This window comes from Micromonospora sp. SCSIO 07396, assembly GCF_053667945.1.
This window is the reverse complement of record NZ_CM132210.1, coordinates 7,363,653-7,387,493: the sequence shown is the minus strand read 5'-3', so window position 1 is coordinate 7,387,493 and position 23,841 is coordinate 7,363,653. Positions and strand designations below refer to the sequence as shown.

The 23,841-nt window shown below is 71.2% G+C and carries 23 protein-coding genes; 11 read left to right on the top strand and 12 right to left on the bottom strand.

Annotation, left to right across the window (positions count from 1 at the left end):
• Window positions 1-67: 67 nt before the first annotated feature.
• The 7 genes from ACWCHM_RS32555 to ACWCHM_RS32525 all read right to left on the bottom strand — a co-directional run bounded on the left by ACWCHM_RS32555 (window position 68) and on the right by ACWCHM_RS32525 (window position 8,956).
• Complete coding sequence (locus ACWCHM_RS32555; protein ID WP_454221165.1) at window positions 68-1,729, bottom strand: protein kinase domain-containing protein; 1,662 nt, start codon at window positions 1,727-1,729, stop codon at window positions 68-70.
• Window positions 1,730-1,800: 71 nt separating this feature from the next.
• On the bottom strand, window positions 1,801-3,354 hold the full coding sequence (locus ACWCHM_RS32550; protein ID WP_454221164.1) for a fused MFS/spermidine synthase: 1,554 nt from the start codon (window positions 3,352-3,354) through the stop codon (window positions 1,801-1,803).
• Between the two features lie 36 nt (window positions 3,355-3,390).
• Window positions 3,391-4,389 carry a coiled-coil domain-containing protein gene (locus ACWCHM_RS32545; RefSeq protein WP_281902631.1) on the bottom strand — a complete coding sequence of 333 codons (999 nt, stop codon included), beginning with the start codon at window positions 4,387-4,389 and terminating at the stop codon, window positions 3,391-3,393.
• Window positions 4,390-4,649: 260 nt separating this feature from the next.
• Window positions 4,650-5,456 (bottom strand): inositol monophosphatase family protein, encoded by an 807-nt coding sequence (locus tag ACWCHM_RS32540; protein WP_204957637.1) that lies wholly within the window; start codon window positions 5,454-5,456, stop codon window positions 4,650-4,652.
• The gene (locus ACWCHM_RS32535) at window positions 5,449-5,901 is read right to left on the bottom strand and encodes a response regulator (RefSeq protein WP_088644726.1); all 453 of its coding nucleotides are present in this window, start codon (window positions 5,899-5,901) and stop codon (window positions 5,449-5,451) included. Before ACWCHM_RS32535 ends, ACWCHM_RS32540 begins: the two co-directional genes overlap by 8 nt.
• Window positions 5,898-7,742, bottom strand: a complete 1,845-nt coding sequence (locus ACWCHM_RS32530) for a sensor histidine kinase (protein WP_454221163.1) — start codon at window positions 7,740-7,742, stop codon at window positions 5,898-5,900. Before ACWCHM_RS32530 ends, ACWCHM_RS32535 begins: the two co-directional genes overlap by 4 nt.
• Window positions 7,739-8,956 carry a PP2C family protein-serine/threonine phosphatase gene (locus tag ACWCHM_RS32525; RefSeq protein ID WP_281902627.1) on the bottom strand — a complete coding sequence of 406 codons (1,218 nt, stop codon included), beginning with the start codon at window positions 8,954-8,956 and terminating at the stop codon, window positions 7,739-7,741. The genes ACWCHM_RS32530 and ACWCHM_RS32525 overlap by 4 nt, the downstream gene beginning before the upstream one ends.
• A 267-nt stretch (window positions 8,957-9,223) precedes the next feature.
• Here ACWCHM_RS32525 and ACWCHM_RS32520 point away from each other — a divergent pair, with 267 nt between their 5' ends.
• The 6 genes from ACWCHM_RS32520 to ACWCHM_RS32495 all read left to right on the top strand — a co-directional run bounded on the left by ACWCHM_RS32520 (window position 9,224) and on the right by ACWCHM_RS32495 (window position 15,175).
• The gene (locus ACWCHM_RS32520; protein ID WP_454221162.1) at window positions 9,224-11,620 is read left to right on the top strand and encodes a M28 family peptidase; all 2,397 of its coding nucleotides are present in this window, start codon (window positions 9,224-9,226) and stop codon (window positions 11,618-11,620) included.
• Window positions 11,621-11,693: 73 nt separating this feature from the next.
• Window positions 11,694-11,918, top strand: coding sequence for a toxin HicA (locus tag ACWCHM_RS32515; protein ID WP_454221161.1), 225 nt, complete (start codon window positions 11,694-11,696; stop codon window positions 11,916-11,918).
• The gene (locus ACWCHM_RS32510) at window positions 11,918-12,259 is read left to right on the top strand and encodes a type II toxin-antitoxin system HicB family antitoxin (protein ID WP_145923058.1); all 342 of its coding nucleotides are present in this window, start codon (window positions 11,918-11,920) and stop codon (window positions 12,257-12,259) included. The genes ACWCHM_RS32515 and ACWCHM_RS32510 overlap by 1 nt, the downstream gene beginning before the upstream one ends.
• Window positions 12,260-12,322: 63 nt before the next feature.
• Window positions 12,323-12,772, top strand: coding sequence for a GNAT family N-acetyltransferase (locus tag ACWCHM_RS32505; protein WP_454221160.1), 450 nt, complete (start codon window positions 12,323-12,325; stop codon window positions 12,770-12,772).
• Window positions 12,773-13,170: 398 nt separating this feature from the next.
• A complete protein-coding gene (locus ACWCHM_RS32500; protein ID WP_454221159.1) occupies window positions 13,171-14,691 on the top strand; it encodes an RNA-directed DNA polymerase in 1,521 nt (506 codons plus the stop codon).
• On the top strand, window positions 14,678-15,175 hold the full coding sequence (locus ACWCHM_RS32495) for a hypothetical protein (RefSeq protein WP_454221158.1): 498 nt from the start codon (window positions 14,678-14,680) through the stop codon (window positions 15,173-15,175). The genes ACWCHM_RS32500 and ACWCHM_RS32495 overlap by 14 nt, the downstream gene beginning before the upstream one ends.
• Before the next feature lie 481 nt (window positions 15,176-15,656).
• On the opposite strand, the gene ACWCHM_RS32490 is transcribed toward ACWCHM_RS32495, so the two are convergent.
• Entirely contained in the window at window positions 15,657-15,911 is a 255-nt protein-coding gene (locus ACWCHM_RS32490; RefSeq protein WP_067315484.1) for a Smr/MutS family protein, read from the bottom strand.
• Window positions 15,912-15,979: 68 nt separating this feature from the next.
• Window positions 15,980-16,174, bottom strand: a complete 195-nt coding sequence (locus ACWCHM_RS32485; RefSeq protein ID WP_067315487.1) for a helix-turn-helix transcriptional regulator — start codon at window positions 16,172-16,174, stop codon at window positions 15,980-15,982.
• Window positions 16,175-16,340: 166 nt separating this feature from the next.
• Here ACWCHM_RS32485 and ACWCHM_RS32480 point away from each other — a divergent pair, with 166 nt between their 5' ends.
• Window positions 16,341-16,583, top strand: coding sequence for a hypothetical protein (locus ACWCHM_RS32480; protein ID WP_454221157.1), 243 nt, complete (start codon window positions 16,341-16,343; stop codon window positions 16,581-16,583).
• A gap of 31 nt (window positions 16,584-16,614) precedes the next feature.
• Here the strand turns inward: ACWCHM_RS32480 and ACWCHM_RS32475 are convergent, their stop codons facing one another.
• Window positions 16,615-16,983, bottom strand: a complete 369-nt coding sequence (locus ACWCHM_RS32475) for a tetratricopeptide repeat protein (protein WP_088644718.1) — start codon at window positions 16,981-16,983, stop codon at window positions 16,615-16,617.
• 92 nt (window positions 16,984-17,075) lie between these two features.
• Window positions 17,076-17,840, bottom strand: a complete 765-nt coding sequence (locus ACWCHM_RS32470) for an ROK family protein (protein WP_454221156.1) — start codon at window positions 17,838-17,840, stop codon at window positions 17,076-17,078.
• 447 nt (window positions 17,841-18,287) lie between these two features.
• Between ACWCHM_RS32470 and ACWCHM_RS32465 the strand changes: the two genes are divergently transcribed.
• The 3 genes from ACWCHM_RS32465 (at window position 18,288) to ACWCHM_RS32455 (ending at window position 21,119) form a co-directional block, all read left to right on the top strand.
• Window positions 18,288-19,925 (top strand): ABC-F family ATP-binding cassette domain-containing protein, encoded by a 1,638-nt coding sequence (locus tag ACWCHM_RS32465; protein WP_454221155.1) that lies wholly within the window; start codon window positions 18,288-18,290, stop codon window positions 19,923-19,925.
• A gap of 37 nt (window positions 19,926-19,962) precedes the next feature.
• A complete protein-coding gene (locus ACWCHM_RS32460; RefSeq protein WP_088646124.1) occupies window positions 19,963-20,277 on the top strand; it encodes a hypothetical protein in 315 nt (104 codons plus the stop codon).
• A gap of 116 nt (window positions 20,278-20,393) precedes the next feature.
• A complete protein-coding gene (locus ACWCHM_RS32455) occupies window positions 20,394-21,119 on the top strand; it encodes a methyltransferase domain-containing protein (protein ID WP_454221154.1) in 726 nt (241 codons plus the stop codon).
• Between the two features lie 70 nt (window positions 21,120-21,189).
• Here the strand turns inward: ACWCHM_RS32455 and ACWCHM_RS32450 are convergent, their stop codons facing one another.
• Entirely contained in the window at window positions 21,190-22,188 is a 999-nt protein-coding gene (locus ACWCHM_RS32450) for a LacI family DNA-binding transcriptional regulator (protein WP_454221153.1), read from the bottom strand.
• 142 nt (window positions 22,189-22,330) lie between these two features.
• Here ACWCHM_RS32450 and arfA point away from each other — a divergent pair, with 142 nt between their 5' ends.
• Window positions 22,331-23,827, top strand: a complete 1,497-nt coding sequence (gene arfA, locus ACWCHM_RS32445; RefSeq protein ID WP_454223241.1) for an arabinosylfuranosidase ArfA — start codon at window positions 22,331-22,333, stop codon at window positions 23,825-23,827.
• The last annotated feature ends 14 nt before the right edge of the window (window positions 23,828-23,841 follow it).

The window sequence follows — 23,841 nt, the reverse complement described above, 5'->3', positions numbered from 1 at the left end:
CGGGCCCGGCCTCAGCCCCGGGGCCCCTTGCCGGGACCGCCACCTGCGCCTCTGCCTCCCTTCCCGGTCACTTTCCCGCTTTTCCCGGTGCCCCACCCGGCCCCTTGCCCGCCGCCGGACCGGGCCCCTTGGCGGGCTTCTCGGCCTTCGGCTTCGGCTTCGCCGGCCCGGCCGCGCCGGAACCGCCCTTGCCGGACGTCTTCGCCGGTTTCTTCGCCGCCGGCTGCTTGGCCGCCGGTTTCTTCGCCGCCGGGGGCTTCACCACGGGCGCGCTGCCGGCCACCCCGGAGACCCGTACCCCGCAGCTCGAATCGCCGACGGTGAACTCCAGCGGCAGCGGGTTGCCCCCGGTGTAGCGGCCGGTCAGCGCGACCTTCTCCGACGCGCCGGGGGCCAGCGCGACCCGCCCGGCCGCCGGGGTGACCCGCACCAGGCGGCCCTCCTGGCGTACCTCGGGGGTGGTCGTGGTGACGGTCTGCTGGCCGGGGAAGGCGAAACTCATCGTCCAGTCCCGCAGTTCCCGGGGACCGGTGTTGGTCAGCGTCAGCTGGGCGGCGAAGTCCCTGCCGGAGTCGCTGCGCAGCGCGTACTCGACCTCGCACGGGATGGTCTCGGGCAGCCCCATCCGGGCCTCGGTGGGCCGGTCGACGCCGCCGCTGGCCGGGCTGCGCGAGGTCACCCCCCAGATGGCCGCGGTGACGGCCACCAGACTCGCGGCGGCCACCCCGGCCTCGATCCTCCGGCGGCGGGCGGCGGCCCGGCGGGTGCGGGTACGCCCCGAGAACGGCAACGCGTCGGTGTCGGCCGACCAGGGCAGGATCGTGGTGCCGGCGTTGGCGAGCAGGGCCGGGTCCATCCGCCCGGGTGCCGGCGAGACGGGCACCGCCGCGACCATCCCGGCCGCCGCGGCGAGGGTACGCGCCACCTCGGCCGTCGCCGGCCGGTCCTCGGGGCGCTTGGCCAGGCAGCGGCCGACCAGCTCGACCACCTCGTCGGGGAGCCCGCGGACCGGGGGCATCGGCTCCGGGTCGTGGTACATGTGCGCCCGCAGCATCTGCGTCGTGGTGCTGGCTTGCCAGGGCAACCGCCCGGTGAGCATCCGGTAGAGCAGCAGCCCGACGGCGTACACGTCGGTGGCCGGGGAGACCTGGCCGTTGTCGAGGCGCTCCGGGGCGAGGTAGGCGGGGGTGCCGAGCAGCGCGCCGTCCGGCCCCTTCTCACTCTCCCCGACCAGCGCCGAGATGCCGAAGTCGACGACCTTCACCCCGGTCGCGGTCAGCATGACGTTGCCCGGGGTCACGTCCCGGTGCACCACCCCCCGGGCGTGCGCGGTGGCCAGTGCCGAGGTCACCTCGGCGCCGATGGTCACCGCCTCCCGCCAGGGCAGCTGCCCGTCGCGGCCGAGCCGCGCGGTGAGCGGACCGCCGTCCACCAGCTCCATCACCACGTACGGCACGGTCAGGCCGACCTGCTCCGACTCGCCGTAGTCGTACACGTTGGTGATGTTGGGGTGGCAGAGCCGCGCGGCGGCCTGCGCCTCGATCCTGATCCGGTGCCGGAAGGCCCGGTCGCTGGCCAGCCGCGAGGCGAGCACCTTCACCGCGACCTGACGGCCGAGCACCTGGTCGTAGCCGCGCCACACCACGGACATGCCGCCCGCGCCGAGCTGCTCGATCAGCCGGTACCGCTCACCGAGGAGCTGGGCGGCGTTCCGGACTCCTGCACCCATGGTCGACCGAGTTGCCCGGGACGGCCCGGCCTACACCTCGATGGTCGTAATCGGTCAGGAAAGTCACCCGATCAGGCGGTCGCGAGCAGTTGGTCCACCGGGGCGTAGTCGTCGGTCAACACCAGCGCGCCGTCGACGAACCGGGTCACCTCGCTGCCGGCGAGCAGGTCCGGGATCTTCGTCACGGTGCCCAACCGGGCCCGCAGCGCCTCCAGCGGCAGCGGGGCGTCCGAGGCGACGATGAGGAAGTTGCTGCCCTGCTGCCCGGCGATCGCCTCCGGTGGCGCGACCAGCGCCATGTGCTCGAACTCGGCGGCCACCGTGGCCAGCTCCGACCTGATGAACCGGCCCGGCGGGTAGTCGATGACGTTCTGCACGTAGATGCCGCCGGGACGCAGCACCCGGTCGACCTCCGCCGCCATCTCCCGGGTGGCCAGGTGCCACGGCACCACCAGGTGCCCGAAGGCGTCGCCGACGACGAAATCCCGGCTGTCCGCCGGTTCGCCGCCGACCAGCATCCGGGCGTCGCCCACCGCCGCCCGCAGCCCCGGCCCGGTCCGGACGCCCAACTCCCGCCGGTCCAGGTCGACCAGCTCACCGTCGATCTCGAAGACCACGTTGTCGGTGCCCGGCCGGGTGGCGCCCAGGTAGCGGGGCATGGTGAACCCGCCCCCGCCCAGGTGCAGCGCGTCCAGCCGTTGCCCCTTCGGGGCGGACACGTCGGCGACCGCGCCGATCCACTGGGTGTACTCGTACTCCAGGTGCGTCGGGTCGTCCAGGTCGACGTACGAGTGCTGGGCCGAGTTGAGATAGAGGGTGCGCCCACCGTCGCGGACCGGATCACGCTCCACCCGGGCGCAGTGGTACGCGGTCTCCACGTCGCACGGGTTCGGCGCGACCGCGCTCAGCCCCGCCGCGACCAACCCGAGCACCGCCAGGGTGGCCTTCAGCCGGGCCGGACCGGGCAACCCCGCCGCCTCCTGCCGGCGCAGGTAGACCCCGAGCGCCAGCCCGACCACCCCGAGCCCCGCCGCCAGCCCGATCAGGATGACGGTGCTGGGCAGCGCCGCCACCAGCACGAACCCGGTGACCAGGGTGGCGGTGATGCCGCCGAGGGTGCCGATCCCGGAGAGCCGGCCCACCACCTGCCCGGTACGCCGCAGGTCGGACAGTTGCAGCTTCACCACCAGCGGGGTGACCGCCGACAGCAGCGCCGCCGGCACGAACACGGCCAACGCGGTGAGCAGCAGGATGCCGCTGACCGCACCGCCACGCAGCAGCTCACCGGCGTACCGGACCACCGGCAGGGTGACCGCGGCGGCGATGCCGGCCAGGATCAGCGCCGGGGCGAGCAGCCCGCGCGGGTCCCGACGGTCGGCCAGCCAGCCGCCCGTCCACGCCCCGTAGGCGATGGCGGCCAGCGCGATGCCGATCACCGAGCTGGTCACCTGGAGGGTCACCCCGACGTAGGGACCGACCAGGCGCAACGAGACCGTCTCCAGCACCAGCACCGCGCCGCTGGCGAAGAAGACCAGGAACGCGGCGAGCCCGTTGGGCAGGGCCCGGGAGGAGGTCGGCGCGGAGGGCGTCGGAACGGTCACGACGTCGGACGATGAGCTGCTCACCGTCGCGATGCTACGTCCCGTTCCTGGGGCGAACGGTCAGTACATCGAAAGATGAACATGGTTTGTGTGGTCGGCGGCCGGGCTGCCCGACCCGCTGTAGGCCCGCCAGCCGGTGTTCGGCATCCAGATCTGCCGGTACCAGATCACGTAGAGCACACCGAGCCGGTTGGCGTTGTTCTTGAAGTAGTTGGCCAGGCTGTCACCGTAGGCCTTGTCCCCGCCGGTGGCCGTCTCGTCCTTGAAGCCGCTGGTGGCGGCCGAGAAGTCGCAGGCCCGACCCTTGGGGTGCTCGCCGCCCCCGCCGCTGCGGTAGCAGGACACGTAGCGCTTGTAGCCGGCCGCTTTGGCCTGCTGCATGGCGTGCAGGGTGCGCGGGGTGATGCAGCCGGAGGTGGTCGGATCGTTCACCGAACACGACTCGCCAGGCCACGACCCGTCGGAGTTGCGCGGGGCCGGCTTCGCCGAACTCGACCCGCCGCTGAAACCGGCGCTGCTCCCCGAGCTGACCGTGGCCAGGGCGCGCTCGGCGTCCCGCTTCTTCTTGGCCAGCGTGTTGAGCTGCTTCTGCTGCTCGCGGACCTCGGCGTCGATCGCGATGGTGGCCTCGGCGGCGGTCTGCCGGGCCTCGGCCAGGGCACGCAGCTGCTTGCCGTCCCGCTGCGCCATCATGTCCAGGTCGGCGGCCCGCTTGAGGAACGCCTCCGGGCTGGCCGTGTTGAGCAGCATCGACGTGGGGGTCAACCGGCCCACCCGGTACGACTGCGCGGCCACCTCGCCCACCTGGGCGGTCAACGCGCCCAGCCGCCCCTCGACCTCCTTGAGCTGGGCGGCCAGCGCGGCCTGCCGCCGCTTGGAGGTGTCCAGCTTGGCCTTGGCCTCGATGTGCCCCTTGGCCGCCGCCGTCAACGCGTCCTTGAGCTGCTTGGTGCCACCTTCGCCGGGCTCCGCCGAGGCGGGCACCGCTCCGACGCCGAGCAGCAGCGCCACCGCGGCGAGCAGCACGGTCAACGGCCGGGTCAGGTTGGTCCTGGGCACGGAGGTGTCCTTCCCTCTGCCGCCGACGCCCGACCGGGGGCCGGTGCGGCGGCGGTCCCGCCGGCCCCGGTTGGCGGCCTGGGGGCGGAGACCGCCGGTCACATTACCGCAATCACGCCCGGTCACCAGGCCCGTGCCGGCACCGGACGGCGACCCTCGACCGGGAGTGTCGAGCCGGTAGCCGAGGGTCCACCGTCGTCGATCCCTCAGGCGGTGGAGCCGGTGGCGCGGCCCGCCGCGCCCCGGAACCGGACCGGCGGTCAGTCGCCGAGCAGGGCGGCCCGGACCTCGTGCCAGGTCTGCTCGTCGGAGGCGACCAGCAGGCCGGTGCCGTCGTCGGCCGGGTGGTAGTCGGTGCCGTCGAAGCGTCGGGCCACCCCACCCGCCTCGCGCACCAGCAGCGCACCGGGGAGATGGTCCCACGGCAGGGTCCGCCAGAACATGACGAACTGCTGGTCGCCGGTGAGCAGGTCGAGGTACTCCCGCCCGGCGCAGTGCTGGCCGGGCAGCAGCTCCCCGATCCGGCTGCGGCCGGCCGCCACCCGGTCCCGGGTGGCCCGGGGCAGGTACTGGACCATCGCGGTGCCGCGCAGCCGATCCGGCGGCAGGACGGGGTTCTCGCGGACCGGCCGGCCGTCCAGGCGGGTGCCGGCCCCGGCGCGGGCCACGGCCATCGTCCCGGCCAGCGGGTCGAACACCCAGGACGCGGCCGGCTCACCGCCGGAGAGCAGGGCAACCATCAGCGCGAACGGTCGCCGTCCGGCGGCGAAGTTCCCCGTCCCGTCGATCGGGTCGACCACCCACACGTCGCCGTCGCCGCGCAGGTGACGCAGCAGCGACCCGTCCTCGGCCACCGCCTCCTCGCCGACGACCAGGGAACCCGGCAGCAACCGGCGCAGCCCCGCCGAGATCCGCTCCTCGGCCCGCTGGTCGGCGACGGTGACCAGGTCGCCCGGTGCCTTCTCCGTGACGTCGGCGTCGTCCAGCTTGCGGAACAGCGGCAACACCACGCCCGCCGCGGTCTCCCGCAGCAGCGTGTCGACGTCGTCGAGCAGGTGGTCAGCCACGCGGCGGCAGCTTGACCACGCTGACGAAGAACTCGTCGATCTGCCGGACCACCGAGATGAAACGCTCGAAGTCCACTGGCTTGGTCACGTAGGCGTTGGCGTGCAGCTGGTAGCTGCGCAGGATGTCCTCGTCGGCCTGGGAGGTGGTCAGCACCACGACCGGGATACGGCGCAGCTCCTCGTCGTTCTTGATCTCCTCCAGCACCTCCCGGCCGTCCCGGCGGGGCAGGTTCAGGTCGAGCAGGATCAGGTCGGGGGTCACCGCGTCCGCGTACCGACCCTCGCGCCGCAGGTAGGCCAGCGCCTCGGCGCCGTCGGAGACGACCGTCAGCCGGTTGCGGAGCTTGTGCTCCTCGAACGCCTCCTGGGTCATCAGCACGTCGCCCGGGTCGTCCTCGACCAGCAGGACCTCGATCGGGCTCTTGCCGTCCGCCGGCGCGGTCATCCGACCCTCTCCTTCGTGCCACCCGTGGTGCCGTGCCCCGGCGGCCCGCCGGGTGGGTCCTCGTCCTGCGTGCCGTCCGGTTGCCGGCCGACAGGCGTCGGTCGGTCAGCCGGCTCGGCGTCCCCGGCCGGGCGGGACGCGTCGTCGGACGTCGTCGCCGTGCCGCCCCCGTCGGGCGCTGCCGGGACGTCCCCGTCGGATCCTGCCGGGACGTCTCCGTCGGGCCCTGCCGGGGCGTCCTCACCGGTCGCCGTCGCCGGGCCCGCCTCGGCGGCCACCTTCGCCGCTTCGACGTCCTCCGGCCGGGCCGGGAGGGTGAACCGGATCGCCGTCCCCTCGGCCTGGTCGGTGTCGACCCAGACCCGACCGCCGTGGTACTCGACGATCTTCTTGACGATGGCCAGGCCGATGCCGGTGCCAGGGTAGGCGTCCTTGGCGTGCAGCCGCTGGAAGATCACGAAGATCTTGTCGGCGAACTCGGGCTCGATGCCGATGCCGTTGTCCGCGCAGGTGATCTCCCACTCGTCGCCGACCAGCCGGGCCGAGACCCGCACCTTCGGCGCGACGTCCGGGCGGCGGAACTTCACCGAGTTGCTGACCAGGTTGACCAGCAGGTTGGTGAGCAGCGGCTCCTCGCCCCGGATCACCGGCAGCTCGCCCCAGGTCAGCTCGGCGTCGGCGTACTGCCGGCCCGGCTCGGTCTGGCTGGCCACGTCGCCCATCACCCGGTTCAGGTCGACGTCGACGAAGCCGGTGGTGAGCCGGCCGATCCGGGAGAACGCCAGCAGGTCGTTGATCAGGCGCTGCATCCGCTGCGCGCCGTCCACCGCGAAGGCGATGTACTGGTCGGCCCGCTCGTCGAGCTGCCCCGCGTACCGACGCTGGAGCAGCTGGCAGAAGCTGGCCACCTTGCGCAGCGGCTCCTGGAGGTCGTGCGAGGCGACGTAGGCGAACTGCTCCAGGTCACGGTTGGAGCGGGTCAGCTCCTCGGCCTGCTTCTGCAACTGGCTGTTGACCCACTCGATGTTCTCCCGGGCGGCCCGCACCTCGGCCAGATCCTTGGCGATCTTCTGCCGCATCACGTCCACGTCGTCGGCGAGCCGGCGGAACTCCGGCGGCCCCGACCCGGCGATGTGGTGCTGGTAGTCACCGGCGGCGACCTCCCGCACCTGCTGGGCCAGGCCGGTCAGCGGCCGGATCACCATCCGCTCCAGGGAGAGCAGCATCAGGGTGCCGGCGAGCACGACCACCACCGCCGCGACGATCAGCAGCATCACCAGCATGTTGCCGGTCCGCTCGATGTCCCGGGCGCCCCGCTCCCGCTCGGCCAGGATCGCCGTCTGGAGGTCGCCCACCGACGCCCGGATCTCGTCGAACTGCTGCCGCGCCTGGGCGGTGATCAACGCCTGGCCGGCGGCCGTGCCGCTGCTGCCGGTCGTCGCGATCACCGGCTCGGCCACCGTCCGCCGCCAGTCCGCCGCCTGCTGCTGCGCCGTGCGCAGCGCATCCACGATCGCCGGGTAGTCACGGCCGAGGTCGGCGATCGTGGCGGCCACGTCGCGCTCCTGCCGCACCCCCTGCTCGTACGGGGCCAGGTCAGCGCGGTTGCCGCTGACCGCGTACCCACGGACGCCCGTCTCCTGGTCGAGCAGCACGTTGAGCAGTTCCTGCCCCTGCACCCGCAGCGGGCCGGTCCGGGTGAGCAGCGTGTCGGTGTAGGCGCGGTTCTTCGCCGCCACCGCCGCCTCGGCCACGGCCAGCCCGACCAGCAGCACGCCCACCACGGCCAGCAGCGCCAGCACCCGACGACGCAGGGTCCACCCCCGGCGGTACGTGTTCACCGGCCACCGCCCCGGGTGACCAGCAGCATGGCGACATCGTCGGCGAGCGGCCCGCCGTTGATCTGCTCGGCCCGACCGACCAGCCAGGCGGGCAGCTCGGCCAGCGGCACGGCATGGTTGGCGCGCTCCTGGAGCAGGCCGGTCAGCCCGTCGACGTCCAACCGCTCGTCGCCGTCACCCACCCGCCCCTCGATCAGGCCGTCGGTGTACATCAGCAGGGACCAGTCATCGGTGTCGAACTCCAGGTCGAACGCGACGGGACGGCGGGGTCGTACGCCGAGCAGAAGGCCACCCCGGGCCGGGACCGGCGCGACCTTGCCGCCGGACAGCAGCAGCGGCGGCGGGTGGCCGGCCAGCCGGACGGTGGCCCGGTTGGCGGCCAGGTCGAGCCGGGCGGTGGCGACGGTGGCGAAGATCTCCTGGAGCCGGCGCTCGCTCATCAGCACCTGCTCCAGCGCGGGCAGCACCTCGTCGTCGGGCACCCCGGCCAGGATCAACGCCCGCCAGGCCACCCGCAGCTCGACGCCGAGGGCGGCCTCGTCCACGCCGTGCCCGCAGACGTCGCCGACGATCAGGTCGACCCGGTCCGGCTGGGTCTGCACCACGTCGAAGAAGTCCCCGCCGATCAGCGCCGCGTGCCGGCCCGGCCGGTAGAAGGTGTGCACCGCCACCTCGTCGGTGCTCATCAGCGGCTGGGGCAGCAGGCCCCGTTCCAGTCGGGCCGACTCGGCCTGGCGCAGTTCGATCTCGCGCAGCCGGCGGGCGTTCTCGTCGGCCCGCTTGCGTTCCACCGCGTAACGCAGGGCGCGGGTCAGCAGCACCCCGTCGACCTGGCCCTTGACCAGGTAGTCCTGGGCACCCTCGGCGACCGCGACGATGCCGAGGTGCTCGTCGGAGCGACCGGTCAGCACGCAGACGGCCGCGCCGCTGGACATCTCCAGCACCCGGCGCAGCCCGTCGAGGCCCTGCGCGTCGGGCAGGCCCAGGTCGAGCAGGACGCAGTCGACCCCGGCGATGCGCTGCCGGGCCTCGCTGAGGCTGGTCGCGACCAGCAGGTCGATCATCGAGTTGGTCTCGGCGAGCAGCTCACCGACCAGGAAGGCGTCGCCCTCGTCGTCCTCGACCAGCAGCACCCGCAGCCGTTCACCCGGCGGCAGGTTGGGGTGCGGCCCCAGCCCGCCGTGCGGGTACGGCACGACGGAGGGCCCGGCCATGCCCGGCCCCCGGTGCGACCGGGTCACCGCCGCGAGACGCGGGAGTTCGCTGGTGATGTCGGGCTCCTTCCGAGTGCCCTGCTGATCCTGTATTAGACAACGGTCGCACACAACACGGTCCGCCCGGTCCGGGCGTTCCCGGGCAAGGCCGTCACCAGGTGAGCGTCCGCTCAGCGCCGCGCGTCACGGTTCGGTTCCGGTACGCCCCGGCCGCGCCCCGCCGGGGCAGGATGGTGCACCACCCCCGCACCACCCCGAGGAGTTCCCGTGGGCGCACCCCCCGCCTCCGCCGCCGACCGGGCCCTGGCCCGCCCCCGGCGTCGTCCACCCGCCGCCCTGGCCGCCCTGCTGGCGCTGGTCGCGGTGGGCGCGGTCGTGCTGGTCACCCTGGCCACCCCGACGCCCCGGCCGGTCGACGCCCCGGCCGACGAGTTCAGCGCCGGGCGGGCGTACCGGACGGTGCAGACGGTGGCGCAGCGCCCCCATCCGGCCGGCAGCGCCGCCCACGACCAGGTCCGTGAGCACCTGGTCGGGGCGCTGCGCGGGCTGGGCCTGGAGACCGAGGTGCAGGACACCGTCGCCCCGGAGGCCGGGCAGCTCAGCGGGGCGGCCGGCGGGGCCACCTTCGCCCGGGTCCGCAACGTGGTGGCCCGGCTGCCCGGGACCGCCTCCACCGGCCGGGTGTTCCTGGTGGCGCACTACGACTCGGTGCAGACCGGCCCGGGTGGCAACGACGACGCGGCCGGCACCTCCACCGTGCTGGAGGTGGCCCGCGCGCTGGCCGCCGGCCCCCGGCCCCGCAACGACGTCGTGTTCGTGCTGACCGACGCCGAGGAGGCGTGCCTGTGCGGGGCGGCGGCGTTCGCGGCGAGCCACCCGCTGGCCGCCGACGGCGGGGTGGTGCTCAACCTGGAGGCGCGAGGCTCCACCGGCCCGGTGATCATGTTCGAGACGTCCCGGAACAACGCCGAACTGGTGGCCGCCTTCGGCCGGGGCGCCCCGCACCCGGTGGGCACCTCGTTCGCGGTGGAGATCTACCGGGCGCTGCCCAACGACACCGACTTCACCGCGTTCCTCGACAACGACTTCGTCGGGTTGAACGCGGCGTACATCGACGGGGGCGCGATCTACCACACCCCGCTGGACACCCCAGCGGCGATGGACCGGGGCAGCCTCCAGATGCACGGCGACAACGCGCTCGGGCTGGCCCGGGAGTTCGGCCGCGCCGACCTGACGGCGCTGAAGTCCGGCCACGACGCCACCTACTTCCCGGTGCCGGGCGGACTGGTCCGCTACCCCGGCTGGCTGACCTGGCCACTGGCCGCCCTGGCGGTGCTCGGGGTGCTGGTGCTGGGCTGGCAGGTCCGGCGCACCGGCCGGGCCGGGGCCGGTCGGCTGGCCGCCGGGTTCGGGCTGGCGCTGGTGCCGATCGTGGCCGCCCCGGTCGCCGCCCAACTGCTGTGGGCGGGGATCACCGCGCTGCGCCCCGGCTACGCCGAACTGCTCGACCCGTACCGGCCGGTCTGGTACCGGCTGGCGGTGGTGGCGCTCGCCGCCGCGATCCTGCTCGCCTGGTACGCGCTGACCCGCCGCCGGGTCGGCCCGGCGGCGCTGGCCGTCGGCGGACTGGGCTGGCTGGCCCTGCTCGGGGTGGTGCTGGCGGCGCTGGTGCCCGGCGGGGCCTACCTGGCCACCCTGCCGGCGCTGGCCGGCGTGATCGCCGGTCTGGTGGCACTGCGTACCGGGATCGACGGCCCGTGGCCGGTGGTCGCGGTGACCCTGGCCGGGGCGGTCGCCGTGGTGATCCTGCTGCCCACCGTGGTGCTGCTCTTCCCCGCGCTGGGGATGGCGATGGGCGGGGTGGCGGCGCTGTTCGCGGTGCTGCTGGGGCTGGCCGCGCTGCCGCTGCTCGACCTGCTGCACCCGGCGGCCGGTGGCCAGCGCGGCCTGGTCGCCGCCCGGGCCCGCCGGCTCGCCGCGCTGCCGGCCGTCGCCGCCACGCTCGCCGCCGCCCTGTTCGCCGGGGTCGGCCTGGCGGTCGACCGGTTCGACGCCGACCACCCCGTGCCCACCCACCTGATGTACGCCCTGGACGCCGACACCGGCACCGCCCGGTGGGTCAGCCGGGAGGCCGCCCCCAGGCCCTGGACCGACGGGTACGTCGACGGCCCCGCCTCGCTCGACGACTTCCCCGGACTGGGGGAGACGGACCTGCGTGGCGGCCCGGCCCCGGCGGCGAACCTGCCCGCGCCGACGGTGCGGGTGCTGGCGGACACCACCGCCGGTGGGCTGCGCACCCTGCGGCTGCGACTGCTTCCCCAGCGCACCGTCCGGCTGGCCACCCTGCATGTGGATGCGACCACCGCCGAGGTGACCCGGGCCGAGGTGGCCGGGCGTGAGGTGCCGGTCGGGCGGCAGCCGACCGTCGAGGAGGCGAAGGCCGACCGGTGGGGCTTCGGCATCGTGTTCCACGCCCCGCCTGCCGAGGGGGTCGAGATCACCCTGACCGTGCGGCCACGGGCGGGGCAGGTGGCGCTGCGGGCGATGGACGCCAGCGACGGGCTGGCGGGGCTGCCGGGGTTCCGGGAGCGGCCGGCGGGGGTGGGGGTGGTCGGCTCGCACACCTCGGAGATGTTGGCGGTCGCCCGCACGTATCCGTTCTGACGTCGCGGCCGAAGCGTTGGCCGATAGCACTGCCAGTAGTACCATCGAACGTGTGTCTTCGGTAAGTCGAATCATGGAAGCGATGCGAACCAACCCTCAGGGCGTCGCCTACCACGACCTGAAGCGGGTGTGCGAGCACTACTTCGGGACACCTCGGCAGGACGGCACCTCGCACGCGGTGTTCAAGATGCCGTGGGCCGGAGACCCACGCGTGAACATTCAGAACGACAAGGGCAAAGCCAAGGCGTACCAGGTACGGCAGGTTCTCAAGGCGATCGAGAAGAAGGAGGCCTTGTGATGCAGGACGTTCGCCCCGAGGTGAGTCACTACTCCTATCGCGTCACGTGGTCGGCCCAGGACAACGAGTTCGTCGCCACCTGCGCCGAGTTTCCCTCGCTGTCCTGGCTGGCCCCCTCTCAGATCGAAGCCCTGCAAGGGCTTCAGGACCTGCTGAGCGAGGTTGTCGCGGACCTGGAGCAGCAGGGCGAGGAAGTCCCCGAGCCGTTTGCCGATCGGAGCTACTCGGGCAAGTTCAACGTGCGCGTCGGTGAAAGCCTGCACCGCGAGTTGGCCATCCATGCCGCAGAAGACGGGATGAGCCTCAACCAGTACGTCGTACGGAAGCTGTCGGCAGCCTGAACACGGTGGGATGGCCCGGATAACCGGTCGCCCGGACCGGCGGGGCGGACTACGGTCCGCAGGATGCGGCTGGAGAAGGTCACCCCGGAGAACTACGAGGCGGCGCTCAAACTGTCGGTGCGCCCCGATCAGGAGGATCTGGTCGGGCCGGTGGTCAAGTCACTGGCCGAGGCGTACGTCTTCCCGGACATCGCCTGGCCGAGGCTGATCTTCGACGGCGACCGGCTGGTCGGCTTCCTGATGGCCTTCCTCGACTACGCGTGGGGCGACAACCCCGATGATGTCCGATCCGGCCTCTGGAAACTCAACATCGCGGCCGACGACCAGGGGAAGGGTTACGGGCGGTTCGCCGTCGAGGCGGTGTGCGCGGAGATCCGCGCCCGGGGCGGCAACCGGGCGTACGTCACCTGGGTGCCCCGGGCGGGCGGGGCGGAGGACTTCTATCTGAAGCTGGGCTTCCGGCCGACGGGTGAGCAGAGCGAGGGGGAGACGGTCGCCGTCCTGGACCTCTGACCGGCCGTCATGACGCCTGCATCACTTCCAGCGGTGTTGATCTAGAGGGGCGTAGACGATCAAGCTGGACGGCTGCGGCCCTGACCCGCGATGATCACCTCTACTCCCCTTCGACGGGCCTGAGACCGGCATGATCTTGGAAGAAGCCGCACAGGAGTGGGATTGGGCTGGTACCAAGTGGCTCGGAGGTCGGCCGTGGCTAAGTCCGTGCCGCCCACCTCATGGCTTAATCCCGATCGGCTTGGACAGACATGTCCCGGTACCAGGGGCATCTCTACCGGCCAACTGCGCAACTGTCGGGATGCCGATCGTGGTAGGGCTCTCCGGGGAAGCATCGAAGTCCCACAGATGGCACACTAAGTGCCACTCCTAGCACGTCCCCACCTGGGAGATCGCCTGTGAAGCCCGCGGATAGCCAAGACATCGCGCGCTGCCTAGACCTTGCCTGGGAACAAGTCGGCACATCCGACAGTGATCTCGACCTACCAGATGTAATCAACTTTGCCGACACAGACTTTCGATGGGAAGCATATCGGCAGACCTTACTCGGCAAAATCCTCGCAGGTGATTACAAGCCAGCAAGTGTAGACATCGTAGATCTTCCCAAAAACATCTTGACCGTCCGACCGCTCTCACGTCTAAGCCTAGATCGTCGCCTTGCCTACGAGGCAGCGGTGCTGGCTGCCGCTCCCCAAATCGATAAGATCATCCCCCCTTCCGTCTACAGTTCTAGGTGGTGGAAGCGCGAGCAGCGGCTACTCGGTCCGGTTGGATCTTGGCTCAGGATGCAGCGTGAGGCTCGCTCGCTTCACAAAAGAGAACCTTCCCTGCTATTGGCGCGAACCGACGTTACAGCTTTCTACGAATACGTAGATAACGACATCTTAACCTCGGATTTGGAGTCGATATCGATTCCCGGCTGGAGTATAGAGATCATCAGCAACTTCCTGGACGCCTTTAATCACCTAGGTAACGCTTGGGGCATTCCTCAAGGATTCGACACATCGGGCCTGCTGGCAAATCTCTACCTCCTTCCGGTCGATTCCGAAATCTCCCGGAACCAGCTCAGGAATTTCAGATACTCCGACGATATTTACATTTTCGGCAGAAGCTGGACGGAGCTACGGCAGGCGATTGTCGACATAACAGGAACACTACGCAACCGCCATCTCACCTTGTCGTCTTCAAAGACTCGGATAATCCCCAGCAACCTGATTGGCAAAGAGCTCGAGGAAGCCGAAAAAGACGCAATCAACTACGGCATCTCCGTAGACAGCACGAAGACGCGCACCGAACTCTGGGACTTTTTTGACAGAACGGTATCGGATGATCCGACCAACCCTCGTGACCTGAAGTTCGCGCTAAACCAGCTCTCCCGCGTTCATGACGACTACGCCGTATTCTGGCTAACTTCGAACCTCGGGGAAATCCCCCACGTCTCCAGAGAAGCCCTGTATTACCTGGCACAGTTTCATCGCGAAGAGCCGAAGCTCGGCCAATCAATTGTCGAACTGCTATCCAATAGCAAGCTCTTCCTGTACCCTTACGCGCAACAACACCTACTGATCTACCTGATCAGGCAAAGTGTGCAGATTCCGGAGGCACGGGAAGTGGCATGGCGATTACTCTTGGACAGAAACAAGGAAAGCTTTGTCCGAGAGTTCGCAGCCCGCTACTTAGGGCTCTTCGGTTTCGCAGGAGATGGGGCCAGGTTGAAGCAAGAGTTTCAGCAGGAAACCCACATTCGGGTCCGCCGAGCGCTGCTGGTTGCAATGTACGAGGCTAATGTCTCATCGCAACAATGGCTACGATCAGTAGCCAACGCCATACCCGAACTAGGCGACACCGTTGCGTACCTCAGAACTGAACCAGCTGAAATTCCACTACCGATTACTAGGAAGAGTTATGCCTGGAGCTAGTGTTGAAGCCGAATTAGTTAGCGAACTAGAGAGGCTTTACGAGGACTGCAACTATTCTTCCCAGACTTATTTCGAAGCAGCCAAGTCGGCCGAGTTTTGGGGACGCATCATCGTCTTCGGGCCGGCAGTTGCGGCAGCCGTGGCGGCGCTGCTCGTCGCTCTTGGCCTCCCGAAGCAGTGGAGTGCTGTCGGTGCAATTTCGGCGGCTATTGCCGCCACGGCATCCTTCCTCGGGTCAGACCGTCGCGCTGCCGCTCTTCGGGATACAGCGCGTCGCTTCACCACACTGCGGCATCTCATACGACTCGAACGCACTCTCGCAAAGAACAAGACGGCAGAAGAACTGGAGAATAGCGTCAGAGCGCTACTTGACCAGTATTCATCAATCGCCGCCGCTAACGAGATCGCATCAAACCGATTTTTCCTCAAAGCACAGGACAGGATTCGCGCCGGCGTACTTAATTACGAATCCGGTGACAGGTAATCCGATCCCGGAACCTGCCCGTTGTCTTGGCGGTCCCAGGTGTACGCATTCTGCACTGGTAGCAGATTTTGCGCAGGAGGCTGAGCACCTGGCGGTACAGCACTTGGTATCAACCGTCCCTCGTTGGTGACGACACGTTCAAGCTGTAGCCGCGAAGGCTGCGCGAATCAAGGGGATACTAACGACCTCGTGCACAGTTGGTGGCGCGATGATGAGCGCATCTCAGCGAATGTAAGGTGTGGCGGGTAGTGCCCTGTGCCGCCGGTTGGTGTTCTCGCCGCGGCCGGTGTATTGGTGGTCGGACAGGAGGCCGGCGATCGCGCGGACGGTGGTGTCGAAGGACTCCCGCCGGCCGTGGTAGCGGCCGAGAATTCGCCAGTTCTTGAGGTGTCCGATGGCGTGCTCGACCCGGATTCGCTGGGAGGAATCTGAGGCGCACCCAAGACCAGTTGGTTTATACAGGCCAGAGGGCATGCTCTCGCTATTTCCAGCGGAAGTGGACGAAGAGGCGGCCGAAGTTCTTGGAGTCCTTCTCGACCCGGTGGTAGAGCTGCTTGACGTCCTTCTGGTCGAGGAAGCGCAGCACCTTCTTCTTGAGCTGACCGGAACCCTTACCCGGGATGATCTCGACCAGGGTGGCCTTCTTCGCCACCGCCTCGTCCATGATCCCGCGCAGGGCACGGTCGATGTCGTGACCCTTGTTGAAGATGTCGTGCAGGTCCAGCTTGAGCTTCATCCCGCCTCCCCCACCTGCGCAGCCGCCATGGCAGGCCCATCGTAGGCCGGCAGACGTCGGAGCGAGGCTCAGGCTTCGTCGGGCAGGTTCGGCCGGTGCTCGCGGATCCAGGCCTCGATGTCCTCGGTACGCCAGATCCGACCAGTGGCGAGCGACTCATAGGGCTTCGGCCAGTCGGGGCGCTTCATCAACTGCTCGACACGCTGCCTGCTCACGCCCAGCCGCATCCGGATCTCGTACGCGCCCATGAGATGCCGGCCCATGAACGGGAGGCTAGACACGTCCCCACTAGGGGAGGCCCTAGATGGGCAAGGCCCTACTAGGGCCTTGACTAGGGGGTAACGTAGCGACCACCCTGAGACGGTGAAACCGCTGAACGTTTCCCGGGTGCATGCCCGCCCAGGCGGGGCTGTCCGGCCACACGTACCGATGCGGCCGCTCTGGCTGTGCCGGGTGTGCGCCGCGCCCTGGCCGTGTCAGCCCGCCCGGCTGCTACTGATCTTCGAATATCGGCGGGACCGGGTCGGGCTGTCCATCCACATGGCTGGGCAACTGTTCGACGCCACCGGTGACCTGGCCACCCTCAACCCGAACGCCGTCCCGCCCCCGGCGGAGCTGTTCGACAGGTTCCTGGCCTGGACCAGACGCGGAACCGGGCCGGGGGAAAGCTAGAAACCCTCCCCGGCCCGGCGCGGTCTGCGACTCAGCGACCGTTGCCGACCCGGCTCTCCACCCGGCGCAGCGCGGTCACGTAGTCGTCGTTGGTCGAGTGCATGGCCGCCGCGATGCGCAGGTGCCGCAGCGCGTCCGGGTAGCGGTTCAGCCGCTCCAGCGTCCGGCCCAGCACGTGGTGGGCGTAGTGGTCGCTGGGGTCCCGGTCGACCAGCTCCCGCAACTGCTCCTCGGCGCGGCCGAGCTGGGCGGTCTGGAAGTACGCCCGGGCCAGCAGCTGACGTACGGAGGAGTTGCCGGGCTCGGCCGCCACGATCGGCTCCAGCAGCCGGACCGCTCCGCTCGGGTCACCCATCTCGAAGTACATGGTCGCCCGTCGGTACTCCGCCAGAAGATCCATCCCGACCCACCCCCTCGCGTCACGTCGCCATTGCTCCGACGCTGGCACAACACCGGGCGTACCGCGAGTGTTCCTGGGGGTCGACTTGTGGCTCAGGAGGTCGGCTCGTCCCGTTCGCCGGTCAACTGCCAGGCCCGGACACCGCCGACGATTCCGGCCGTATTGGGCACGATCACCACGTCGTCGCCCATCCGGGCCACCTGCTCGGGGCGGATCAGCCGCGAGTTGCCGCCGCCGAGATAGAGCCGGTCCCAGCGGAACACCGGCCGAAGCCCGTCCACCACCTGCCGGATCCGCCGGGACCAGAAGGCGTCGCCGAGCCGCCGCCGCTCCGGCTCCCCGACGTACGTGTCGTAGGTGGTGCCCCAGCGGACCGGGGCGTGCGACAGCTCCAGGTGTGGGGCGAGCCGCCCGCCGTCGAACAGCGCGCTGCCCAGCCCGGTGCCGAGGGTCAGCACCAGTTCACAGCCGGTCCCGGCGACCACCCCGGCACCGTGCACCTCGGCGTCGTTGAGCACCAGCGCGGGAATCCCGAACGCCTCGGTGACCGCCCGCCGCGCGTCGTACCCGGACCATGCGGCGAGCAGGTCCGGGTCGACCCGGCTACGCGGCCCGGACCGGGTCACGTAGTGCGGCGTGGCCACCACCACCCCGTGCCGGATCATGCCCGGCATCCCCACCGTGACCCGGTCCGCCGGGGGCAGCCGGCCGGCCAACTCCAGCAGCGTCTTGACGAACAGCTCGGGCGGCAACGGGTACGGGGTGTCGACCCGGATCACCGGTGCCCGCAGGGTGCCGTCCCCGTCCAGCACCGAGCCCTTGATGCCGCCGCCCCCGCAGTCAACCGCGAACGTCAATCCCACACCCCCACCTTGCCCCACCCGCCACCGTTCCTCCCGTCCCTCCCTCATCTTTCGCCGACCGGACCGGCAGCCCGACCGCCGACCCACCCGCCGGCCGGAAGACCTGACGGAGGTGGTGACGGGCGACAGTGACCGACGGATGCGGTCGGAGCACAGGATCGTGGAGAGTTCTTGTCGCCATAGCCGCAAGAACTCTCCACGATCAGGCGCACGGACCCCGGTCCCCGCACCGGGCACCCCACCCGGGTGGTCCCGGACCGGTCACCGGGGCCGCAGTGGTCCGGCAGCCGTGGCGGCAGGGCCGACCACCGGGGCCGGCGGCCGGACGGCGGCGGTGGGCCAGCCACCGAGGCCGGTCACCGGGCCCGCCGTGGCCGGCAGCCGGGGCCGGGCCGCGCGGTGTCCCCGCCCCGGACCGGCGGGCGCTAGGCTCGGGGCCTCATGAGCGCCACGATGATCGCCAAGGGACTCGCCGCCGGGCACGGGGAGCGGGTGCTCTTCAGTGACCTCGACCTGGTGGTCGCCCCCGGTGACGTGGTGGGGCTGGTCGGGGTCAACGGGGCCGGCAAGTCGACGCTGCTGCGCACGCTGGCCGGGGTGCAGCCGGTGGAGGAGGGCGGTGTCACGCTGAGCCCGCCGGGAGCCTCGGTGGGCTACCTGCCGCAGGAGACGGAACGGCGGACGGGCGAGACGGTCCGCGACTTCCTGGCCCGGCGGACCGGCGTCACCGGGGCACAGGCCGCCCTGGACGCGGCCACCGGGGCGCTCACCGCGGGCACGGCCGGTGCCGACGACGCGTACGCCGGGGCGTTGGAGCGGTGGCTCGACCTCGGCGGGGCCGACCTGGAGGAACGCGCCGAGCAGGTCGCCGCCGAGTTGGGGCTCACCGTCGACCTGGACCACCCGATGACCGGCCTGTCCGGTGGCCAGGCGGCCCGCGCCGGGCTGGCGTCGCTGCTGCTCAGCCGGTACGACGTCTTTCTGCTCGACGAGCCCACCAACGACCTGGACCTGGCCGGCCTGGACCGGCTGGAGCGGTTCGTCACCGGGCTGCGCGCCGGCACGGTGCTGGTCAGCCACGACCGGGAGTTCCTGACCCGGACGGTGACCCGGGTGCTCGAACTCGACCTGGCGCAGCAGCAGGTCCGGCACTACGGCGGCGGCTACGGCGCCTACCTGGAGGAGCGGGAGGTGGCCCGCCGGCACGCCCGCGCCGACTTCGAGGAGTACGCCGACACCCGGGCCGCGTTGGAGGCCCGCGCCCGCACCCAGCGGGCCTGGATGGAGAAGGGCGTGAAGAACGCCCGCCGCAAGGCCACCGACAACGACAAGATCGGCCGGAAGTTCCGGACCGAGGCCACGGAGAAGCAGGCGGCCAAGGCGAAGCAGACCGAACGGCTGATCGAACGCCTCGACGTGGTCGAGGAGCCCCGCAAGGAGTGGGAACTGCGGATGGAGATCGCCGCCGCGCCCCGGGCCGGTGCGGTGGTGGCCTCGCTGCGCGACGCGGTGGTCCGCCGGGGCGACTTCACCCTCGGGCCGGTGAACCTCCAGGTCGACTGGGCCGACCGGGTGGCGATCACCGGGGCGAACGGCTCCGGCAAGACCACCCTGCTCGGCGCGCTGCTGGGCCGGTTGCCGCTCGACGCCGGGCACGCCGCGCTCGGTCCGGGGGTGGTGGTCGGCGAGGTGGACCAGGCCCGGGGGCTGTTCCTCGGCGACCAGCCGCTGCTGGAGGCGTTCGGGGCCGCCGTACCGGACATGGCACCGGCGGATGCGCGGACGCTGCTGGCCAAGTTCGGCCTGCGCGCCGCGCACGTGCTGCGGCCGGCGGCGACGCTGTCGCCTGGCGAGCGGACCCGGGCGGCGCTGGCGCTGCTCCAGGGCCGGGGGGTCAACCTGCTGGTGCTGGACGAGCCGACCAACCACCTCGACCTGCCGGCCATCGAGCAGTTGGAGTCGGCGTTGGCCGGCTATCCGGGGACGCTGCTGCTGGTCACCCACGACCGGCGGATGCTGGAGGCGGTCAGCGTCGACAGGCGGCTGCGGGTCGCCGACGGGCGGATCGCCGAGGACTGATCCGCGCCGTCCGGCAGCGGCGGGGTGACAATGGGTCATGCTCAGATGGGAGTACGCGCTGCTGGTACGCCGTCGCCAGCCGACCGCCTCCGACCTCAGCTGGGAGGTCGTCTTCGTCTGGTACGGCCCGGACGGCTCGATGACCGACGTCACCGCCTACGGCGACACCGCGCTGGCCCACCTGAACCGGGCCGGTGACCAGGGCTGGGAACTCGTCGGGATGAGCGAGGACCCGTCGCTGGAGGGTCACAACGAGCTGCACCGCTACCACCTGAAGCGCCCGAAGGCGGCAGGTGCGCCCCGGCAGCGCATCCGGGCCGTCGGCCGGCCCACCCGACGAGCCGGCGGCTGACCCGGGTGCCGGCGGCTGACCCGGTCGGCGGTGACGGCTGAGCCGGGTCGGCGGGGCGTACCGGTTCGGGTGGTGTGCCGGGCCGGGAAGCGGGTAACGGCCGGCGGGAGGTGGCCATGGTCGCGCTGGCGCAGGCACCGCCCTCGGCCGAACGGCTGCGGGCGCTCGACGGGTTCCTCGAAGCGGCCTGGGCCGAGCAGGCCCGCCACGACGAGCGGTTACGTGGGCTCGGCGTCGAGGTGCGGTTCGACCGGGGGGTCGCCCACCTGAGCGGGGAGGTGCCGGGACCGGAGCAGTTGCGGCTGGTCCGGGAGCTGGTCGGCCGGCTGGCCGGGGTCTACGGCGTGTGGGGGCGGGTGCGGGTCGACGGCCGGGACCCGGTGGTGGTGGACCTGGGCTGCGGCGGACAGAAGCAGTACCCGACGAACCTCGGGTTGGACATCTTCCCGGCCGCCGGGGTGGACGCGGTGGCGGACCTGTCCGGGTCGCTGCCGCTGGCCGACGACTCCGTCGACGTGATCTTCACCGTGCACATCCTGGAGCACCTGATCGACTTCCTGCCGCTGCTGGACGAGTGCCACCGGGTGCTGCGGCCGGGTGGCGTGCTGCACGTGATGAGCCCCTGGTGGGGGCATGTCAACGCGGTGGCCGACCCGACCCACGTCCGGCTGCTGGACGTACAGACGATCAAGGGGGTGTGCGGTCAGCGCCCGCCGGGGACCCCGCGCTGGTATCCGCTGCACGCCGGCTGCGACGGCGCGTCGATCTTCGCCGACCTGACCCCGCTGCCCGCCGACGCGCCGCCGGTGTCCCCGGCCCACCTGGCCCGCTTCTTCGACTGACCGAACCGGACCCCGACGGCAGCGGCGAAACGGCAGCCGCCGGGGCCGGTAGCGCGGGCGGACGACGGCGTCAGGCGGTGCTCTCCCGCAAGGCCAGCCGGTGCGGGGCGGTGACCTCCCGGGCGGGCGCGTCCCGCTCACCTGCCAGCCGGCCGGCGAGCAGGTCGACGGCGAGCCGGGCGATCCGTTCCTTGTCCGGGCTGACCGTGGTCAGGGTGGGGACGCTGAACCGGCCGTCCTCGATGTCGTCGAAGCCGGCGACGGCGACGTCGGCGGGGACCCGCAGGCCGGCCTCGTGCAGGGCGCGCAGCGCGCCGAGGGCGAGGGTGTCGCTGAAGCAGAAGACCGCGTCCGGGCGGACGCCGGAGGCGAGCAGGTGGCGCACGGCAGCGGCCCCGTCGGCGCGGTGCCAGGCCGGTGTGTCGGCGACGAGGCGTTCGTCGTACCGGATGCGGGCCTGCGCCAGGGCGGCGGTGTAGCCGGCCAGCCGGAGGCGGGCGCCGGCACCCCCGGGGGTGTGTTGCGCGCCGACGGCGGCGATCCGGCGGCGGCCGAGACCGATCAGGTGGGCGGTCATCTCCCGGGCGGCGGTCACGTTGTCGATCATCACGTGGTCGGCCCGGCCGTGGTCCGTCCGCTCGCCGAGCAGCACCATCGGCAGTTCCAGCCCGACGAGGTCGTCGGCCGGAAGCGACAGCGGACTGAAGATCAATCCGTCGATCATGTGGTCACCGATGCCGGCAGCGGCCACCCGTTCCCGTTCCCGGCCACCGCCGGTCTGGTCAATGAGCACGGTCCAGCCGTGGCCGGCGGCGGCGGTGACCACGTGCCGCGCCAGCTCGGCGAAGTAGGGCACGTCCAGCTCCGGCACGGCGAGGGCGATCACGCCGGTACGCCCCTTGCGCAGGTTGCGGGCCGACAGGTTGGGTCGGTAGCGGAGTTCGGCGATGGCGGCCTCGACCCGGGCCCGGGTGTCCGGGCGGACGTGCTGGTAGCCGTTGACCACGTTCGACACGGTCTTGACCGACACCCCGGCCCGCTCGGCGACGTCCTTGAGGCGGTGGCGCACGTCCCCGCTCCCTCCCGTGTCGGTGGCCCGCGGCAGATCCTTTACAACGTTGGCGACAACGGTATACAAACGCGGGGCGGTGCATCGACCGCAGTCGCTCCGAGCAGCTCAGGGAAGAGGTGGGCCCGTGCGTGCAGCGCGGATGACGATCGACCCGGCCTTCACGATCGGCCCGGTGGACCGCCGGCTCTTCGGTTCCTTCGTGGAACACCTGGGCCGCTGCGTGTACGGCGGCATCCACGAGCCGGGGCACCCGAGGGCCGACCCGCTCGGCCTGCGCCGCGACGTGCTGGAGCTGACCCGGGAACTGGGCGTCACCGTGGTCCGCTACCCCGGCGGCAACTTCGTCTCCGGCTACCGCTGGGAGGACGGCGTCGGCCCGGTCACCGACCGCCCCCGCCGGCTCGACCTGGCCTGGAAGACCATCGAGACCAACGCCTTCGGCCTCGACGAGTTCATGGCCTGGGCCACCGCCGCGCAGGTCGAGCCGATGATGGCGGTCAACCTCGGCACCCGGGGTGTGCAGGAGGCGTGTGACCTGCTGGAGTACACCAACCACCCGGGCGGCACCCGGCTGTCCGATCTGCGCCGCGCACACGGCGCGCAGCAGCCCTACGGGGTACGGCTGTGGTGCCTCGGCAACGAACTGGACGGCCCCTGGCAGGTCGGCCACAAGACCGCGCAGGAGTACGGCCGGCTCGCCGCCGAGACCGCGCGGGCGATGAAGCTGATCGACCCCTCGATCAGCCTGGTCGCCTGCGGCAGTTCCGGCCGGGGCATGCCCACCTTCGCCTCCTGGGAGGCGACCGTGCTGGAACACACCTACGAGCAGGTCGACTACGTCTCGGCGCACACCTACTACGACCCGACCGACGGCGACCGAGACAGCCTGCTCGCCTCGGCCGTCGACATGGACCAGTTCATCGACGAGGTCGTCGCCACCGCCGATCACGTGGCCGCCCGGCTGCGGCAGACCCGCAAGCTGAAGATCTCCTTCGACGAGTGGAACGTCTGGTACCAGTCCCGCGTCCAGGGCGACCTGGACGGGCGCGGTTGGGTCGAGGCACCGGAGCTGCTCGAAGACGACTACACGGCCGTCGACGCGGTGGTGGTCGGTGACCTGCTGATCACCCTGCTCCGGCACGCCGACCGGGTCGGCGTGGCCTGCCAGGCGCAGCTCGCCAACGTGATCGCCCCGATCCGTACCCGCACCGGCGGGCCGGCCTGGCGGCAGAGCATCTTCCACCCGTTCGCCCTGACCGCCCGGTACGCCACCGGCACCGTGCTGCGCACCGAGCCGGTCGCGCCGCACTACGCCACGAAGCGGTACGGCGACGTTCCGGTGCTGGACACCGTCGCGCTGCACGACGAGGAGTCCGGCGCGCTGACCGTGTTCGCGGTCAACCGGGGCACCGACGACCTCCCGTTGGAGATCGACCTGCGGGGCCTGTCGGGGCTGCACCCGGTGCGGCACCTCGCCCTCGTCGCCGGGGACGACCCGGACGCGGTCAACACCGAGGCCGAGCCGGACCGGGTGGCCCCCCGGGAGCTGTCCACCGGCACCGTCGACGGCGACCGCTGCGCCGTACGCCTGCCGGGGATCTCCTGGAACCTGCTGCGCTTCGCGCCGCACCCCTGACCCCGCCGGGTCCG

What these genes read in the sequence shown, in the direction of transcription:
- ACWCHM_RS32515 (WP_454221161.1), top strand. Translation starts at nt 11,694, where the DNA reads ATGGAAGCGATGCGAACCAACCCTCAGGGCGTCGCCTACCACGACCTG.
- ACWCHM_RS32480 (WP_454221157.1), top strand. Translation starts at nt 16,341, where the DNA reads ATGCGGCCGCTCTGGCTGTGCCGGGTGTGCGCCGCGCCCTGGCCGTGT.
- ACWCHM_RS32465 (WP_454221155.1), top strand. Translation starts at nt 18,288, where the DNA reads ATGAGCGCCACGATGATCGCCAAGGGACTCGCCGCCGGGCACGGGGAG.
- ACWCHM_RS32555 (WP_454221165.1), bottom strand. Translation starts at nt 1,729, where the DNA reads ATGGGTGCAGGAGTCCGGAACGCCGCCCAGCTCCTCGGTGAGCGGTAC.
- ACWCHM_RS32485 (WP_067315487.1), bottom strand. Translation starts at nt 16,174, where the DNA reads ATGGGCCGGCATCTCATGGGCGCGTACGAGATCCGGATGCGGCTGGGC.
- ACWCHM_RS32490 (WP_067315484.1), bottom strand. Translation starts at nt 15,911, where the DNA reads ATGAAGCTCAAGCTGGACCTGCACGACATCTTCAACAAGGGTCACGAC.
- ACWCHM_RS32505 (WP_454221160.1), top strand. Translation starts at nt 12,323, where the DNA reads ATGCGGCTGGAGAAGGTCACCCCGGAGAACTACGAGGCGGCGCTCAAA.
- arfA (WP_454223241.1), top strand. Translation starts at nt 22,331, where the DNA reads ATGACGATCGACCCGGCCTTCACGATCGGCCCGGTGGACCGCCGGCTC.
- ACWCHM_RS32460 (WP_088646124.1), top strand. Translation starts at nt 19,963, where the DNA reads ATGCTCAGATGGGAGTACGCGCTGCTGGTACGCCGTCGCCAGCCGACC.
- ACWCHM_RS32510 (WP_145923058.1), top strand. Translation starts at nt 11,918, where the DNA reads ATGCAGGACGTTCGCCCCGAGGTGAGTCACTACTCCTATCGCGTCACG.
- ACWCHM_RS32495 (WP_454221158.1), top strand. Translation starts at nt 14,678, where the DNA reads ATGCCTGGAGCTAGTGTTGAAGCCGAATTAGTTAGCGAACTAGAGAGG.
- ACWCHM_RS32535 (WP_088644726.1), bottom strand. Translation starts at nt 5,901, where the DNA reads ATGACCGCGCCGGCGGACGGCAAGAGCCCGATCGAGGTCCTGCTGGTC.
- ACWCHM_RS32525 (WP_281902627.1), bottom strand. Translation starts at nt 8,956, where the DNA reads ATGGCCGGGCCCTCCGTCGTGCCGTACCCGCACGGCGGGCTGGGGCCG.
- ACWCHM_RS32475 (WP_088644718.1), bottom strand. Translation starts at nt 16,983, where the DNA reads ATGGATCTTCTGGCGGAGTACCGACGGGCGACCATGTACTTCGAGATG.
- ACWCHM_RS32455 (WP_454221154.1), top strand. Translation starts at nt 20,394, where the DNA reads ATGGTCGCGCTGGCGCAGGCACCGCCCTCGGCCGAACGGCTGCGGGCG.